The 17,420-nt window shown below is 41.2% G+C and carries 11 protein-coding genes; all 11 read right to left on the reverse strand.

Going from position 1 to position 17,420, the window contains the following annotated elements; genetic code table 11:
• Window positions 1-12: 12 nt before the first annotated feature.
• Window positions 13-723 (reverse strand): SAM-dependent methyltransferase, encoded by a 711-nt coding sequence (locus G7B18_RS10735; protein WP_164122531.1) that lies wholly within the window; start codon window positions 721-723, stop codon window positions 13-15.
• A gap of 141 nt (window positions 724-864) precedes the next feature.
• Window positions 865-2,418, reverse strand: coding sequence for a gliding motility-associated C-terminal domain-containing protein (locus G7B18_RS10740; protein WP_164122533.1), 1,554 nt, complete (start codon window positions 2,416-2,418; stop codon window positions 865-867).
• 2 nt (window positions 2,419-2,420) lie between these two features.
• Entirely contained in the window at window positions 2,421-3,995 is a 1,575-nt protein-coding gene (locus G7B18_RS10745) for a CshA/CshB family fibrillar adhesin-related protein (RefSeq protein ID WP_164109857.1), read from the reverse strand.
• Between the two features lie 11 nt (window positions 3,996-4,006).
• Complete coding sequence (locus G7B18_RS10750; RefSeq protein WP_164122537.1) at window positions 4,007-5,872, reverse strand: hypothetical protein; 1,866 nt, start codon at window positions 5,870-5,872, stop codon at window positions 4,007-4,009.
• A gap of 357 nt (window positions 5,873-6,229) precedes the next feature.
• Complete coding sequence (locus G7B18_RS10755; RefSeq protein WP_164109862.1) at window positions 6,230-6,397, reverse strand: hypothetical protein; 168 nt, start codon at window positions 6,395-6,397, stop codon at window positions 6,230-6,232.
• Between the two features lie 55 nt (window positions 6,398-6,452).
• Entirely contained in the window at window positions 6,453-8,411 is a 1,959-nt protein-coding gene (locus G7B18_RS10760) for an OmpA family protein (RefSeq protein ID WP_164109864.1), read from the reverse strand.
• A gap of 18 nt (window positions 8,412-8,429) precedes the next feature.
• Window positions 8,430-9,437 carry a type IX secretion system membrane protein PorP/SprF gene (locus G7B18_RS10765; RefSeq protein WP_164109866.1) on the reverse strand — a complete coding sequence of 336 codons (1,008 nt, stop codon included), beginning with the start codon at window positions 9,435-9,437 and terminating at the stop codon, window positions 8,430-8,432.
• The gene (locus G7B18_RS10770; RefSeq protein WP_164122539.1) at window positions 9,437-11,017 is read right to left on the reverse strand and encodes a gliding motility-associated C-terminal domain-containing protein; all 1,581 of its coding nucleotides are present in this window, start codon (window positions 11,015-11,017) and stop codon (window positions 9,437-9,439) included. The genes G7B18_RS10765 and G7B18_RS10770 overlap by 1 nt, the downstream gene beginning before the upstream one ends.
• 41 nt (window positions 11,018-11,058) lie before the next feature.
• The gene (locus G7B18_RS10775) at window positions 11,059-13,086 is read right to left on the reverse strand and encodes a DUF11 domain-containing protein (protein ID WP_164122541.1); all 2,028 of its coding nucleotides are present in this window, start codon (window positions 13,084-13,086) and stop codon (window positions 11,059-11,061) included.
• A gap of 29 nt (window positions 13,087-13,115) precedes the next feature.
• Complete coding sequence (locus G7B18_RS10780; RefSeq protein ID WP_205601704.1) at window positions 13,116-13,538, reverse strand: hypothetical protein; 423 nt, start codon at window positions 13,536-13,538, stop codon at window positions 13,116-13,118.
• Between the two features lie 11 nt (window positions 13,539-13,549).
• The gene (locus G7B18_RS10785; RefSeq protein WP_164122545.1) at window positions 13,550-17,365 is read right to left on the reverse strand and encodes a hypothetical protein; all 3,816 of its coding nucleotides are present in this window, start codon (window positions 17,363-17,365) and stop codon (window positions 13,550-13,552) included.
• Window positions 17,366-17,420 lie beyond the last annotated feature (55 nt).

The raw sequence follows: 17,420 nt of genomic DNA on the forward strand, positions 1-17,420 counted from the left end.
AGATAAAAAGAGTTAGGCAAATAATAAAAATATAGCGGGTATCTTGTGTAGCTCTATAGACCGCTGTTTCCAATCTGCTACAGACATACTATATATCATTTCCTCTGATCCCGTTAAGTTTGCCGCAACACAAATCCTCGTACTAGGTTTGCATACTTTCAACAGTTCTGCCAAAAGCTGATTGTTACGAAATGGCGTTTCAATAAATATCTGGGTTACTTTTTCGCGAAGACTCTGTGCCTCCAAGTCTTTTACTTTTTTACTCCGTTCTCCCTTATCAATAGGTAGATAACCCTGAAAAGTAAACTTCTGCCCATTAAACCCCGAAGCCATTAAGGCCAACAGAATAGCACTGGGACCTACCAACGGAACGACCTGTATATTACGTTTATGTGCTTCCTGCACCACTTCTGCACCTGGATCGGCCACACCTGGACAGCCCGCTTCGGACATCAACCCTATATCTTTGCCTTTAAAGACATTAGCAAACATGAGGTTATAATCAATTTTTTCCCGAGCGTGCTTACCAAAATCATGGATTATGAGTTCACTTTGGGGAATAGTCAATCCTGCCGTCTTTAAAAACTTCCGGGCAGTCTTTTCATTTTCGACCACATATTCGTGCACTTTTGCGATCACATCTTGATGCAATAGCGTATATGATGATCTTTCGGCACCTTCAGCCAAAGGAACTGGTATTAAATAAAGCTTGCCCTTTTCCATACTGCAAACCTAGCTATTTTTTTCTGAAAGTGTCCGTATTCAATGAACATCAAGAACTTTCATGTATGTTGGTGATCCAAAGGAACCATGAAAGTTTTATCCAAAAGCGCCTGTTTACTTTAGAAAAATAGACACTTTTCCCTACTCCCTTTTTAGCAATACACTTCCTTTGTACAACCGTGAGTCACCTCCCTTAAATGCTGTCACATTGTAGAAATAAGTCCCCTCTTTTAATCCCTCTCCAGTCCATTCATTTGTATAGCTATCCGCTCTAAATAACTCCTTCCCAAATCTGTCTACAATAATTAATTCGACACGATCGTAAGCCTCTAGTCCCAAAATCACATAATTATCGTTCTTGCCATCACTATTGGGCGTAAACACATTTGGTATATATAGATCCCTAGGTATGATTTTCATATATACCTTTGCTGTAGCCGTAAGGCCATTTTTATCTGTAATTTTATACTCCAATACGTCATTACCCAAATAATCATCATTGGCCACACAGACTATAGCACCATTTTCTACATATGCCCTGGCATGTTGAGGTGGCTCTATAATCTCGATACTATTCGCCAAGATCGGTGATGAACCCGGTTTGTCGTTATCCAACACTTGAACAACTCTGGATTGTCCAAAAACAATTATCGCATGATCCAGCTTAGCCTGAGGAGGTGCGGTTGCGATTTTTGTAAACCAAGTACCGGAGAGTGTTTTCGATGATTTAGTCTCTACATCTTTTCTTGTATGAGTCGCGTTTCTGTCTAAACTCTCAAGGTTCGTAACATTGCCTATCCAGTTTCCCCCTTCGGCATCCTGCATGATCTGCGCCTCGGGATCTACAAAAGCTACTCCGTTTGAAGATACTTGATGTATCAACGTATAATCCATGATCATCGGCTTATCAGAAAAAATATTCCAAACCCGGTCCATTCCAATCTCTTTGTCTTTAAATTTTAGCCCAGATGCTAGATAATCGGTAACAGCAACATAAACTTTATTTCTTTTCAAAGAAGGCGTCAAGCTAGCTGGGGTATAATCGCCAATTTGCTTACCTACAGGAAACAGGAAAGCAGAACGTCGATTTCCGAACGCTTTAATCAAGTGCCCTGCAAGCGGATTATTGGTGACGACAAATCGCTTATGGTTATAATTACGTATCGAGGCTTCTTCTCCGAGTTCCAAATCGTTACCATCAAGAAAAATATGTGCTCCGTCAACGGCCAGATCTATCCCTCTACTCAATCTTAGACCAGCGCGTTGTTCGGTCACTGTAACAGGTTTTCGTATTTCAGGTGATTCCGCAATATTTGCTAGTTGTAATCCTTTATTATTTAATACGACCAAGTCAATATCGACAGCGTTTCCCCCATTTGCATCGATACGCGTGGGCTGTGCTCCCCAATTATTGTAGAATGGGTTTTTCTCCGGACTGTGTATATTAATAACGCCTTGTCCCGATACCTTAGCTGTTGGTGCAATCCAAATATTCTTTACATATAGATCAATTTGACCATCGATTCGCCACTCCGCATTTTCTCCGATAAATAACGATTCTGTATATATAGCCTTGAATTGATTTGATGTTAAAATAGTATTCCCATTACTATAAAGCGAACTCCCCGCACCTTGTTGGCCATATAAATTAAGCACAAATAAAAGGCTGGAACAGAGAAAAACTAACTTCTTCATATCTATCTTTTTATTTTGCTAGGAATGGTAGGATTGACGACAGATGGACCTAGAATATAAATGCGATGATCCTCTACTTCTCCAAAGTTTACATTGTCAACAGGACTCGTAGTCTCTTGTTCAGAAACATCAAAATAACGTAAACGGACATAAGTACTATAAGGTCTGCGGAGTGCGGGCACAACCCAATTTAGCTCTGCCACACCGTCTCCATCATTACCAATGTCTGCCATTGCTCGCTCACTATCATCAAATTTCCCGTTCAGATCAAAATCAATCCAACCGGCGATCCTACTTCCCGCCTTAGCTCCCTTATAAGGTATTCTTGCGCTAATCTTATTTCCTGGCATGTAATATTGTTTGTAGGAAAACCGCTTGTACTCTTCGGGCCATGCGTCCTCCTCATTCAACAAAAGACTTGTCGTAGGACTATTATCGTCTCCAAGGGCATCTTTAGAAAACATGGCCCCACTATCTTCATCTGGAGGAGCTGTCCCCAAATAGCTCCCTTTTGTTAGCTTAAGCTCACCTGCGCGATATTCATCAGTGTTGATATTTACTGTCGCTTTAACCTTTTCTTTGTTTTCTGCTCCTGCTAGTACTGGACTAATATTATCTTCCGAGAAAGTTAGGTTCTGCAACAAATGTATGGGACTTCCATAAGATGCCGGTGCATCTCCCAAGTCAGCAGCAGGATTAAGCAATCCTAAGGCCAATGCAGTCAAACCGCCTCCTTTTAACGTAGCCGTGAAGGATACCCCTAGATCCGGAATTGTTCCAGACTTATTATAAGCCTGTTCGCTAAAAGCCAAGAAAGCAACTGCCCCCGTTTTCTTATCGTTACCTCCTAAAAATTTAATGGTTTGTGTTCCATTGGAGTTAATCTCCTTTCGGATATTATATGCAGCCTCTTTGGAATTCTTTTGCACCTCTACCACATGCCAAGATCCGTATGCTTCAGCATAGATATATTCCCTATTTGGGTCTCCGTTGCTATTCATATAGCCCGCTAGTGACTCAGCATCTGCCACCACCATCCCAGGCAAACGAATCGGTATATCACCAATCTTGGCTTTACAGCTGATTGTTATTTTCGCACCACCACCAGATTTTGTATTCCTGATACCAGAAACCATTTTATTCTGGCTCTCATTATCTCCGGTTCGTCCGCCACCTATATTATAGAGAATATCTAAAAAGTCTCCAGAGGTAACACCATCCCCCGTATATGTTCCTGGAATATAGGACTGGATTGCTCTTTCGTCGGCATCATTTCCTGAAACATTTTCAATAGATATAATCTTTGCCTCTATACAAAGATATTTACCTTCTCCCAGGTCGATGGAAGCTCTTGAGACGGCTCCTATTGCCAATGCTTCGTCTGTTTTTCCATAGGGGGAATTGGCATCTCCTTGCCCCCCCCAATTCAGCCAAAGCACCTTTTCTTTATTGGGACTCGTGCCACCAGTTGCAAACGCCGCTTTAACAGTGGAGTTTTCGTAACATTGAGCTCTTACCACCTCTGCGGAAGAAGAAAAGATAAGAATCATACACAACAAGAAACTTCTATTCGTCATTTTCATCCTCATTAAGGTCTCACTGCGAACACAATATTCATAAATGAACCGATGGTAATATCTGCATCCTGCTTAATCCTATAGCTCAGATCTCCCTCGTTCGATATGCTGACCCCCTCGAAGACGGTCTTATCGTAGAAAGTCACATAATAATCGAGCTGGTTTGCTGGCAAAACCGGAAGTTTAGTTGCCCTGCCCGCATTGACTGCGCTTGATGAGGCATCTGTAAGATTAAATTGCTTCGTGTAACTGTTGTATAGCTTTATTGTAAATACTCCCGCGTTCTCTTCCATAATCGTCGGATCTGAAATCTGATCTTTGGAAGTCGGCATCACCATGGATGGCATATAAAAAAACTTAGGCATTGCCGATTTCAATATTTTGATCAGATCATCCGTAACCTCAACCTTGTAGTTCTTAGTATTATTGTTTTCTTCCAATGTAACTACCGTGCCTTTTCCTCCAGATACGGTTGTCTTTTCTTGATTTGCATGAATATCTTCTGCAATCAGCAATGCTCCAAAGTCACCATCAACTTTAATGATATTCGCTGTATTTGCGCTGACGATCTTCGCTTTATGAACCACTCCTTTCTCATCCTTATATTGCAATCCTATTGCATCTTGATCCAATGATGTCAACGTTTCATTGCTCGTTACCAGCGCGGACAAACCGATACTCTCTGTCAAGCCCTTCGTATTTGTGTACTGCAAAGCATTACGCTCCGTATCGTATCGAAGGTTCGTCGTATTCAGGATCAATTCTTTGGGAGTGCCCGTCGCATCGGTATAGGTCAACCTATTCTCTGCCGCATCATAGGTAAGCGATCCCGTACCCAGATCAACAGTATTCGCTACACCCTTCTCATCTTTATACGTCAGCTGATTCGTGGGCTTATCGTAACCCAGTACAGTCAACGTTTCATTGCTCGTTACCAGCGCGGACAAACCGATACTCTCCGTCAAGCCCTTAGTATTTGTGTACTGCAAAGCATTACGCTCCGTATCGTAACGAAGGTTCGTCGTATTCAGGATCAATTCTTTGGGAGTGCCCGTCGCATCGGTATAGGTCAACCTATTCTCTGCCGCATCATAGGTAAGCGATCCCGTACCCAGATCAACAGTATTCGCTACACCTTTCTCATCTTTATACGTCAGCTGATTCGTGGGCTTATCGTAACCCAGTACAGTCAACGTTTCGTGGGCGCTCACGATTTCCTTAATAGAAATCGTCTTCGTATCACCTTCTTTAGTAAGATAAGTAAAGTTATTACCATCGTAATAAATATTCCCGCCTACACTCTTAATCAACGAAACGATTTCATTTTTGACATTCTCATTTTTGATGATCTGTTCAAACTTATTAGAGACATCTCCTGTCACATTGATTGTAGTCTGCAATCCAGCTTCAGAAGTATAAACATAAGTTCCGTCCCCGTTATCAATCAGGCTTGTTACCGTTTCATTGCCCTTTACTATATTTTTAAAATTCAGCGTAACGGGATTACCATTTATATCGATAAAAGAAATTTCGTAAGTGCTTGGATCATATGAAATACTTGTTGCTTTACCACTAGATGCGAGCACCCATTTCGTTCCGTCATTGTAATAAATCCCAGGAACAACATCATTACGCATCTCTGTATTAAATACCATAAGTCCCGCAACATGGTCTTGCATCGGAGCCGCCTTTGTCGTCATTTCCAACGCTATCCTAGTATGCAAAAGCCCCTTGTTTCTACTAGCTAGCTCTAAAATTGCATTTTGATTTATTGTCAGACCACTCTTGTCAGTTCCATCGGAAAGCCGCTCTTGGGCAGCGGCGATCGTTACTAGTGAAACAAAAACACCGGTTAATGTAAAGTTTTTAATATTCATAATCTCCTAATCCTAGAAATAAAGCAGTTTGGCAAACCAATACATAACATGCACCAGAAAATCAACAATACAACAACACAACCCCATCAATCGACTAAAAACACCAATAGCACAGATGCTCCATTAATTAGAGTTACTTCGTTATCAAATTGTTAAATAAGAAAATAGAACATTCAAGACGCCATAGGTATGGTACGTCTTCAAAAATGGACTTTTTCATAGTTGACTGCATACACAGTCACGGTAGATGTAATGATGATTACACGATAGCTAAGGTAGAAAAACGTATAATTCAAAAAAAAGCGTATCATACAAATGATACGCTTTTTAACCAAAAGATAATTTTTAAGAATAGCGCTATTCCGCCGCTACCTTCTCGGCTTTTCCCAGAGCTTCACGTAGCCACTTCTTTATTGTTACAGGAGACAATATTCCATATTTGATCATCGCTTCATCAAGTAACAGTCGCCCTTCCAAAATATCGCGAACTGCCCCCTCTTTAATATTCTTACTGTATTTTGACACCTCTATTGATAACTTATTGTAAATATCAAATCCACAAACTTAACACAACATTATCTTAGTAATCTAAGACCTCAATCTCCGTTCTTCGGTTTGCCTGATGCTCAGCCGAACTACACTGCACACCATTACTGCATCTATTTACCAAACGTGTTTCACCGTATCCTTTGGCCACCAGTCTATCCCGCGCAATACCTCTACTTACAATATAATCCACCGCTGACTGCGCCCGACGCTGCGACAGCTTCATATTGTAAGAATCTGCCCCACGGCTATCCGTATGACTCGATAATTCAATGCGTAATGTCGGATTATCTCTAAGTGTAGCTACCAACTTATCCAATATTTTGGCAGCATCTGGTCTAATATTATGCTTATCAAAATCGTAGTAGATGTTTTCAAGGACAAATTTTGTTCCCTTTGTAAACACCGGCTGCAGCAATAGTGTATATCTAACTACGGTGTCTCTTGTCGCTTGAATTCCTGTGATAGCTAATGAATCTGACAAATAGCCTGATTTCTCTCCTAACATTCTAAACTTGGTATTTGCTGCTACCTCAAAACGCACAAGCCCTTCTCCATTCGTGATATCTTTGGACACAATACGTCCTCCTTCTTCCCGAAGACTCACTGTCGTACCTGTAAGAATAGCTCCTGTGGATTTATCCTTAGTTATCCCCTCCAAGATGATGGTTATTTTTGGCGTTACATAGGTATAAGAATAAATATCATCTGACCCTATACCTCCAGATCGATTAGAAGAAAGGTAGCCTCTCGAACCCTGTAGATCTGCAAACGCTTCAACAAATGCAAAATCATCTGAAGACGAATTGATTGGATATCCTAAATTGATAGGAGTAGAAAATTGACCATTCTTTATCTTTACTTTAAAAATATCAAGTCCTCCCATCCCCACAAGGCCATTACTTGAAAAATATAAGGTGTTCCCAAACACGGACGGAAACATTTCGTCACCTTTCGTATTAATATCACTTCCCGCATTCTTTGGACTTCCCCAGCGACCATCTACCTGTAGCTCACTAAACCAAATATCGACACCACCTAATCCTCCAGGCATATCCGAGGCATAGTACAGCTTCTTTTCATCTGCACTTAGTACCGCGTGCCCTAAAGAATACTGTTGCACATTATTGTAAGGGAAATCTTCTTCTAACCATTGATCACCCGACTTCTTGAAGATCTTTAATTCCAAATTATGCTTTTTCCATTTAGAACCTACCGCCTTAAACCTTTCAGTATCTTTACCCGTGTATGTTCTCGTAACGTACAGCACATCTTCGGCTGCATTAGTAGATACAGGCCCAACATGATATTGCGAATGATTAAAAGCACCAGACAGGATATTTGGATAGTTTAGGCTACCATCTTTTTGTTGTTCTGCAGAATAGATCCTCAGATATGCCTGTCCTGTCATACCACTTTTTGCATCCAAAAGACTATTTGGCTCACCGGCATAAAGCACTCCCCCACTCGTCGGGATCAAAGCAAATTCTGCAAGAGCTGTATTGATATTCTTCTCGTTATACAACTGGTGTTTTGTAGGTGTTTTCATCCAAGCTATAGCAGAGTCGGCGCCCAATACAGCACGATGTAATATATCCTGATCACCATATGATGCTATATATCGCAGATACTGTTCTTTGGCTTCTGCGTACTTACCTTGCTGCTTTAGCACATCCGCATAGCGCAACCGGGCCTCTTTAGATGCGTCCTTTTGCGCTACCACACGTGCATACCAATTTTCGGCCATTTCATATTGATTGATATAAAAATAGCTATTGGCCAGTCGCTCCATATCTATCGTTCGCGGCCTCTTAACGTCAACAAGTCTTTCCAATGTGCTAGCCGCTCTTGCATACTCCATGCTGTTATACAACTGCTCGGCCGATGATCGACGGCTGGGACGCTCCTGTCCTTTTGAAACCACTGAGATCATTGAAAACAACAAGCACAGAATGCTACACTGTACAAAATATCTATTTATAAGAAACTTCATAATTTGAATTGATTGTGATTAAAAATAACGAGGACTTAAAATCTGTTTCCGTAACTGTCCACCAAACGTGATTCCAAAAGTAAGCTCGTGTGTACCATTCTGCAGTCCACTCATACGGTTAAGCATATGGTCATAGGAATAACCTATCCGTAGTTTTGGACTTACATAGAATTGGGCTACTCCACTCAGCGAATTCGTAGAACTCAATTTATTCACGGATACCTGATTGTATTTCCGATCAAAGATCCGAGCCCGCGTACGATAGCCACCACCAATCCAAAACTTATCGTTAAAGATAAACATGGCATTCACATCCAAAGACGTTGGTCCTTTAAAATCTTCCTTAATCAACACACTTGGACGTAGCAAAAGCCCAGGATCTAACTCAAACAATGCCCCCGCAATAAAATACCCGTGTACCTTACGATAAAGGCTCTCCAGCGAGTTTTGATTAAATTGAAAATCCACACCACTATTACTCCCTGCAAATAAATCCTGAACAGCAACCCCAGCGTACCACTTACTATTGTTGTAATAAACTCCTAATCGGACATCTGGCTTCCAGGTGGTTATTTTACCAGGAGGAATAAATCCGTCTCCATCATCCACATACTCGAGCTTATTACCATCCAGACTGTACTGTGTAACACCTCCAGCTACTCCCAAGCTCAAGCGATGCTCATCAGCCCTATCCAATTGCAGACGTAAGGCATAGTTAGCATATATACTTGTCGCTCCTTGCGCTCCAAGCTGATCGCCCGTTACCTGAAGCCCGACTCCATGGCGGCGACTCTCGGGATCCATGACACCATCGATAGAGATCGTTCCAGTCTTTGGAGCCCCGGTCCATCCCGACCATTGGCTCCTTAAGCCCACCTGCCCAAACCACTCCTCTTTATACCCCGCATAAGCCGGGTTGACGGACAGTGAGTTGAATATATACTGGGTAAACTGTATATTCTGCTGCGCAAATGTTTGTAAAGCAAATACCAGGTTAAACCCTAAAAGTGAAAGTATCTTTTTCATTATTTCTTAATCAAAACATTTCCCTTAAACACCCGCACATCATTGCTTTTAGCAGCTGTTATGATGTAGAAGTAAGTGCCTTCATTTAATCCTTGTCCATTCCACTCATTCTTGTAGTTTGAGTTTTTGTAGACTTCATTACCCCATCTATTTACGACAATAAGCTCGATTCGATCGTATGCTTCGATACCAACAATCTCAAACGTTTCGTTTTTATCATCTCCATTTGGTGTAAAGACATTTGGAATTAACAGTTCTCGTGGTGCTACCGTAACAAATACACGAGCCTTCGCTGTTAATCCATTTTCATCGGTTATCTCATATTCAAACTCATCCGTGCCTATAAAACCAGGATTCGGCGTATAGATGATCACTCCATTGATGACTCTTACCGTTCCATTTGCAGGAGGCAGCACCACAGTTACGCTATTTGTCACGATAGCAGCAGAACCAGGCAAATCATTTTCCAATACATTGATTTCTTTCTCCTTACCAAATTCGAGTGTCACATAATCATCCACTGCTTTGGGAGGTGCATTTGCAAATTTTGTAAACCAAGTTCCCGATAGCGTTTTTGCAGTACGGGTTTCAATATCTTTACGCGTATGCATCGACTGCGCAACGCCACCTGGCCCAGATTCCTCGTTGAATATAGTCACGTTACCGATCCAATTACCGCCATCCGCATCTTGGACGATCTGGGCCTCAGGATCGACATACGCCACTCCATTAGAGGAAACATTATGGATTAATGTATAATCCATTTTCATTCCCTTATCCGCGTAGATACTCCACACACGATCCATACCAATTGTCTCATTTTTAAACTGCATTCCTGAAGCCAGGTAATCCGTCACCGAAACATAGACTTTACTTTTATTCACCGAAGGCGTTAACCGTGCAGGAGTATAATCCAGTTCTTCTTTACCCACAGGGAATACGAAGGAAGAATTACGGTCACTGAAATTTTTGATCAAGTGCCCCGATACCGAGTTACCCGTAACGACCAAACGTTGCGTGCTATAATTTAAAATTTGTGCATTTACGTCCAGTTCAAAATCATTCCCGTTTAGAAACACATTTGCCCCGTTGACACGAAGGTCTATCGCTTTAGATAGCTTAAGGGCTGCTGCCTTTTCTTCGGCCGGATAAGAATTGTCTTGGTAGTCCCTACCGGATATATCCTTTAGATGTAACCCGTTATCATTCATCAACACGATACGCACATCGATATAGTTTCCGTTGTTGGCATCGATATAGGTTGGTTGATCTTTCCAATTATCGTAGAAAGGATTTTTGCGCGGATTGTGTATATTGATCACTCCCGATCCCGAAATCTTCGCTGTAGGCGCTATCCAGATATTCTTTACATAGAGGTCGATCTGTCCGTCTATCACCCACTCGGCATTAGGCCCAATGAATAAGGACTCGACGTAGATCGCGTCAAACTGATTTTCGGTCAATATATTACGCCCATTATCCGACAGGAAGCTTCCTGCACCGGATTGGGCAGACGCTCTTGTTCCTGCTGCTAGCAGCAGGAACAAGAATACGGTCTTTATACTTATCTTTATATTCATATTTTGGTATTGAATAATATCCCTTTAGTTGTGAGTCTTATTTATCGCGCCTTACTCGGTAGCATAGGGTTGGTGATGACTGATTTTCTTACTGGACAAACCAAAGTAGTTATATTATTAGGTTGACATTCACTGTTTGTCTTCAACTTTTCCATACCAATATTATCGATATAAAAATCATTTTTCACGCTTGCCGCTATATCATTTCTAAAAGAAAGAAACACATCGTCAATATCACAAGTCAATTCGCCTTGCGCTGGTAACTTAAAGTAAAATTCTAGAGGAATCCATTTCTTTTCATCTTGAGGCCCAAAAGTCGCACTCTCTATGGTTCCGATAATACCCCCAGTTTTTTTATCTTTAATATCAACGGCAATCTTACTTGGGTTGCCAACTACATAAATCCAACATGAAACTTTGTATGCAGCTCCATACTGCAATGTGACACCTCTTTCGTAAAATGTTTTTAAAGCATTTCCTCCATTGACTACCATCGCAGCCCCCGTTGGTGTACCTGACATATCTGTAACAGCCCCAGCTTCATCCAAACTCGGTGTCCAAAAATAAGAAGCTAAGTCAGTCGAATTCCATCCATACTTAATATGACCTGGAGCAACTACAGCATAATATCCATTATCAATAGCAGATTCACCGTAGGAAGTAGAAGTCGGATAAGGCGTACCAAATCTGTAACCGGTAGCAGGCATATAACTTGAACTAACTCTGCCCGAGCTTACATTTCTATTACTCACTCCAAAATCATCAAGGAACATAACCTGATCTACACAAGTCGCTTCTGGTGTGACTGACGATGTATTATTGCCGTAATCGGGATCCAAATCATCTGCCGAAATTGTCGCAACGTTTGTATGGGCTCCTGTCGCTTTAACTTTGGCTCTGATTTTTAATGTGACAGTCTCTTGAATAGCTTGTAAACCTCCTATTGTCCACACTCCTGTTGATGGAACATACGTCCCTTTGCTTGCCTGATGACTTACATATTCATAACCATTTGGCAACAAATCGTTAACCTTCGAGTTTGTGGCGTTATATGGCCCCAAATTAGATCCTGTAAGCGTAAACTCGACTTCCTCCCCAATTGCAGGAGTCATATTATTTACAGTCTTTTCAATCTTCAAATCAGCACCGGTAGTTCCCTGCACTTTCTGAATAATTACACCAGAATCATAAATATGGTCACTTGCATCAGCAATTGCAATCTTGAAAGTATAAGTCCCACCTGGCTGTAGGTTTACTAGGTCATAAGTAATCAACTTTGTAAGACCGTTGTATTCAATAAATACGGGCTTGGGACCGTTGTTCAGATTTGTTGGTAATCTACCATTAGCTGCAACAACTGTATTGTGCCCATTATTAACGTACTGTTCGCCTTGTGTTAAATCCAATCCAGAATAGGACAGAGAACCATTAACCCCAGCCTTTCCATAGTTAATGGTGTTGATGGATATGGGTTTCTGATTTGCTGGAATTTTAGCCATATTAAAACTCCCGGTAATGTTAGGACCTGTAACAAAAAATCCAAAAGCGTCATTGTACACCGAACCAACGTAATCTGGATATTCTTCTGACCCAAACTGAAAAGCAATCCGTAGGGCAGAGGTGTAATCCGCTAACTTAACCGTAAAAGTATAGACAACAGCGTCATTTTTTGCCTCAGAGAAAATACTCCTCAAATCAGCATCATTGTATGTTGTGTTGATATTTACACCTTTAGCCCGATTTGCATTTCTGCTTTTCAAATCTTCTGAAGCATTCCCCGTCGAAAACAAGATACCTTCATTCATTAATAATCCAGCTGCCGTTCCATTACTGAAGATTGCAATCTGCTTGTTTTTCTCCCCACTTTTCAAACCGTCCCCCGTTCTAAGGGTCAATGTCAATCCTCCTCCATTTAATGCGTCCAATATTTGCGTATCATTCGGATTAGCATTCACGATGGTAGCCTGGATTGGATTTGTAACCTGAGCATAAAGTCTAGAATGCCCCATTAGTACAATAAACCACACACATACAAAGTGGACGATAGATATTTGCATAAGTCTTTTCATTTCTTTTCGTTTAAGTCGTGCAAACACCATTATTGAATATGTTCAGCAACTTTATGAAGATTCAACCTTTTCAACAGTTTCTCATCCAATACAGGTTTATCTTTCGACGTTGTTTTGGCGCTCACTTGTTTCAAAGACTTTGCCTGAGCTTTCCCTTTTCCGACATTGTTTCCATCTTGTAGAATTTGATCGATACGCTCGAGATAATTATGCTCAATCGTCCAATTCCTTCTACTAATACTCATCTCTGGATTAGACATAAAACTATTCTTTTCCAGCATTACAAGTTCTAACTCGTGCTTTTGCGAAGCCGTTAAAGATATTACGGAATCAATCGCTGCTACCTCTAGCTTAGCTTTGTTTATCTCAGTTTCCGTTGATTCCTGTTGGGCATATGCATCCGCACCAATCAAGACAAATAAACACAGTAATATAACCTCTAATTTTCTCATGATATTCATCATTAGTTAGTTTCTTTAACTGCAAATACTATATTCATAAATGACCCAACTGTAATATCTGCATCTACTTTTACTGTGTAAGTCAATACACCGTTTGCATCTACGCCAACAGTCTCAAATATAGTTTGATCAAACCAGGTCACATAATAATGTAATTCTCCTGCGGGTAGTACTGGTAACGCCGGAGCTCCTGGACTACTTGGTTGTGTTGTCGTCCCAGTTGTTCCAAACTGAGCAACATAACGCCCATACAGATTGAGTGTTCCTACACGAGTTCCGTCATTAAAGGTATCCCCCGTAACTTTCCCCGACCCAACAGCATTTAACTGTGTCAGTGTGGTAGGTATTATGATAGATGGCATGTAGAAGAACTTTGGCATAGCTGCTTTCAGAGCCTTAACCACATTATCGCTTCCTACGGCTAATAAGTGCTGTGTAACTCCCGCTGTTGCATCTGTCGCCTGCACCTTCTTCTTGTCTAAACCAGTGATATTGAAGTTACTTCCACCTGTTGCTATAGTTAACGGGTTAGCATTTTGAGTAATAGTTGTAGAACGTGTTAAGCTTCCGCCTAACTTCACTTTATCGTCATGAATTTCTACGCCACTTTCTGCTTTAACAGCCAACGTTACATTTTTAAAAGTAGCATTGTTTCCGTCGGTTACCGTAATTGCACCATTTGTAGCGTTAGAAATTGTTCCGTCCGCCAATACTGTTTCAATAGCTGAAGTATTAACATCTAAAGCTCCTGTTGATGCGTTTTTAGTAAGACCTGTTCCTGCAACATTTGCATTCAAATCCACTCCTTGTACAGATCCGTCTAAAATCTTGTCAGAAGTTACAGCACCTGTTTTAATATTTGCTGATACTGTTTTTAAAAGGGCTGTTGGAGCATTAGCAGACAACTCTAAATCTGTTGAAGTTAAAGCTTTACCATCTGTAATATTAGCTACGTCAACTTTTGGTGTACCCGGTACCCAATTTGTGCCGTTAAACACCAATGCTTGTCCGTCTACTTTTGTACCAGAAGCTGCTACGGGTGTACCTTGAATTGATGAAAGTGTTGTTGCATTTGCAGCACCTGTAACATCTCCAGCTAATGTAATTTCAGCTGGATCTGCAGAGACAGTATATGTAGTCACTTTACCATCAACGGCCGTTTCTACTTTAACACCAGTACCTTCTGCGACAACAGTTTCCTTCTGGCCTGCTTGAATTGCGTCTTTTAAATCAACTATCCCGGCCACACCATTTACAGACGTCGTTAGAGTAGTTCCTGACAGTTCGTTCTTGACTTCGTTTACGATCAAAGCTTCTTTGGAAACACCATTGACATTTGACGTCATTTTATTTCCTTGAGAACTAAAGTCATTCGTAATCGTAGGAACAATTGTAGACTGATCTACCCAAGCCGTTTTGCCATCTTTGGTCACCATAACTTGTCCATTTGTACCTGCTGTCACTTCAAGAGTCACATTCTGCAATGTTGCGCCTTGTCCTCCCGTAACAGTGATGTTTGAACTCTCAATTTTCTTGTCAGAAGTTAAATTGGCATCAGTCAATGATACAAAAGATTCTTTTCCATTAACTGTACTTGTCAATTTATTTCCGACCAAAGTGAGATCGTTGGTAGTTGCATCTGTTTTAGACATCCATGTTACAGTACCATCTGTACCCGCAACAGCTACACGACCATCTACTCCTACGCCGGCTGTCAACTTCTCGCTGGTTACGCCTTTATCTGCAATCTGGATACCAGCATCCGCCAATAACTTCGCAGTTCCGGTAGTAGCTCCTGTGAACTCTAAACCTCCTGCTACAACTAGATTCCCTTTTGTACCCTCTACTGTCGTAATTTTCTCCAATAACTTCTCGATTGCGCCCTGAACGTTAGTTACTCCCAGGTTCGTAGAATTATCGTTATACACAATGGCATCAGCATTCGCATCGATCTCGCCAATCACAGCTCCTGCTGAGTTCTTGAACTCGTATTTATTAGTCGTCGTATTCAATGCCACAGACACCTCTTTAGGATCGATAACTACACCCGTCTCTCCTGCTTTTGGATTACCGTCCGCTCCGATCTGACTCTCATTATAGTAAGTAAATGTACCATCACTGTTCTTAACCAAAACGGTAACAGTCTCATTACCTTTTACGATACTCTCGATGGTAGCCCATTCAAGCTGGCCATCCTTGTTAGTAACAAGCATCGTGTTCTTCTCTCCGCCCTTGACCTCCACTTTGTAAGGATCTGCAGCTGTACCTGTACCAGTTACAGTCACAAAATCACCACCGCCGATAGCAACACTGCTGTTCGCGATATGCTGGATGTATTCCTCAACGGTACTGAAAGTATCACCGTTTACAGTAACTGGCCCTTTGTTTACAATAGTCTCAAAGTTCTCCACTATGCTCGCAGGGATATCGATAACGGTGACCGTATTGTCTTCCGAAGTGTATGTGTATTTGCCGTCTGTACCTTTTACCAAAGTCGTAACGGTCTCATTACCTTTTACGATACTCTCGATGGTAGCCCATTCAAGCTGGCCATCCTTGTTAGTAACAAGCATCGTGTTCTTCTCTCCGCCCTTGACCTCCACTTTGTAAGGATCTGCAGCTGTACCTGTACCAGTTACAGTCACAAAATCACCACCGCCGATAGCAACACTGCTGTTCGCGATATGCTGGATGTATTCCTCAACGGTACTGAAAGTATCACCGTTTACAGTAACTGGCCCTTTGTTTACAATAGTCTCAAAGTTATTTACAACTGACTTAGGAATGTTGATCTCGAAAGTCTCCTTCTTCTCGTTCGTATACGTGTAAACACCGTCCTTTTCTGTGATCGTAGTTACCGTCTCGTGAGCTGCAACTAAAGCTCCTAAATCTATCTCATGCGACACGCCTTTGGAGTCTGTATAAGTCAACACCTTAGTCGTTTGATCGTAAACTAAACTTGTTTCATTCAATGTTAATGGCGTAGCGCCCCCATTACCATCAACATAAGTAATGGTATTTGTTTTCGAATCATAAACTATGGTTCCAATATTTAAATTGATAATCTCCTCCTTACCTTTCTCATCCTTATAAGTAAGAGCATTGGTTTTCTGATTATAACTAAGTACTGTCAAGGTCTCATTTGCCGCTACAATCTCCTTGATCGTGATCTCTTTCGTTTCGCCCGTCTCTGTTACGTAAGTAAATTTGTCTCCATCGTAATACACGTTACCACCAACATTCTTGATCAGGTTGATGATCTCGTTCTTGACATTCTCTTCCTTAACAATTGTCTCAAAGTTCTGGATCACATCAGCAGGTACATTGATTACCGTCTTCGTTCCATTCTCTGAAGTATATTCATATTTGCCTTCTCCAATAGAGATCAAAGTCGTAATCGTTTCATTTTTCTTAACGACCTCTTTAAAATCGATCGTTACAGGACTACCATTCACATCCACAAAAGAAATTTCGTAAGTCGTAGGATTGTATGAAATACTCGTCGCTTTACCACCTGAAGCCAAAACCCACTTAGTACCATCGTTGTAATAAATACCCGGTATCACATCATTGCGCGTCTCTGTATTATATACCATAAGGCCGGCAACGTGTGCACTCATTGGATAGGCTTTGGTCGTAGCCTCCAAAGTCACTCTCGTATGAAGCAATCCCTTATTTTTACTAGCAAGTTCTAAGATAGCATTTTGGTTAACGGTCAACCCATTATCACCTGTACCATCAGAAAGTTTCTGTTGTGCATTAGCAATAACAACTGATGACAATAAAAGCCCGGTTAATGCAAAGTTTTTAATATTCATAAATTCCCTAATCTAGAAATGATTTGTATTGACTTTTGGACGTTGCATAACGAAC

The organism is Sphingobacterium sp. xlx-130 (assembly GCF_011007405.1).
Taxonomy (GTDB): Bacteria; Bacteroidota; Bacteroidia; order Sphingobacteriales; family Sphingobacteriaceae; genus Sphingobacterium; species Sphingobacterium luzhongxinii.

What these genes read in the sequence shown, in the direction of transcription:
- G7B18_RS10735 (WP_164122531.1), bottom strand. Translation starts at nt 723, where the DNA reads ATGGAAAAGGGCAAGCTTTATTTAATACCAGTTCCTTTGGCTGAAGGT.
- G7B18_RS10740 (WP_164122533.1), bottom strand. Translation starts at nt 2,418, where the DNA reads ATGAAGAAGTTAGTTTTTCTCTGTTCCAGCCTTTTATTTGTGCTTAAT.
- G7B18_RS10745 (WP_164109857.1), bottom strand. Translation starts at nt 3,995, where the DNA reads ATGACGAATAGAAGTTTCTTGTTGTGTATGATTCTTATCTTTTCTTCT.
- G7B18_RS10750 (WP_164122537.1), bottom strand. Translation starts at nt 5,872, where the DNA reads ATGAATATTAAAAACTTTACATTAACCGGTGTTTTTGTTTCACTAGTA.
- G7B18_RS10760 (WP_164109864.1), bottom strand. Translation starts at nt 8,411, where the DNA reads ATGAAGTTTCTTATAAATAGATATTTTGTACAGTGTAGCATTCTGTGC.
- G7B18_RS10765 (WP_164109866.1), bottom strand. Translation starts at nt 9,437, where the DNA reads ATGAAAAAGATACTTTCACTTTTAGGGTTTAACCTGGTATTTGCTTTA.
- G7B18_RS10770 (WP_164122539.1), bottom strand. Translation starts at nt 11,017, where the DNA reads ATGAATATAAAGATAAGTATAAAGACCGTATTCTTGTTCCTGCTGCTA.
- G7B18_RS10775 (WP_164122541.1), bottom strand. Translation starts at nt 13,086, where the DNA reads ATGAAAAGACTTATGCAAATATCTATCGTCCACTTTGTATGTGTGTGG.
- G7B18_RS10780 (WP_205601704.1), bottom strand. Translation starts at nt 13,538, where the DNA reads ATGAGAAAATTAGAGGTTATATTACTGTGTTTATTTGTCTTGATTGGT.
- G7B18_RS10785 (WP_164122545.1), bottom strand. Translation starts at nt 17,365, where the DNA reads ATGAATATTAAAAACTTTGCATTAACCGGGCTTTTATTGTCATCAGTT.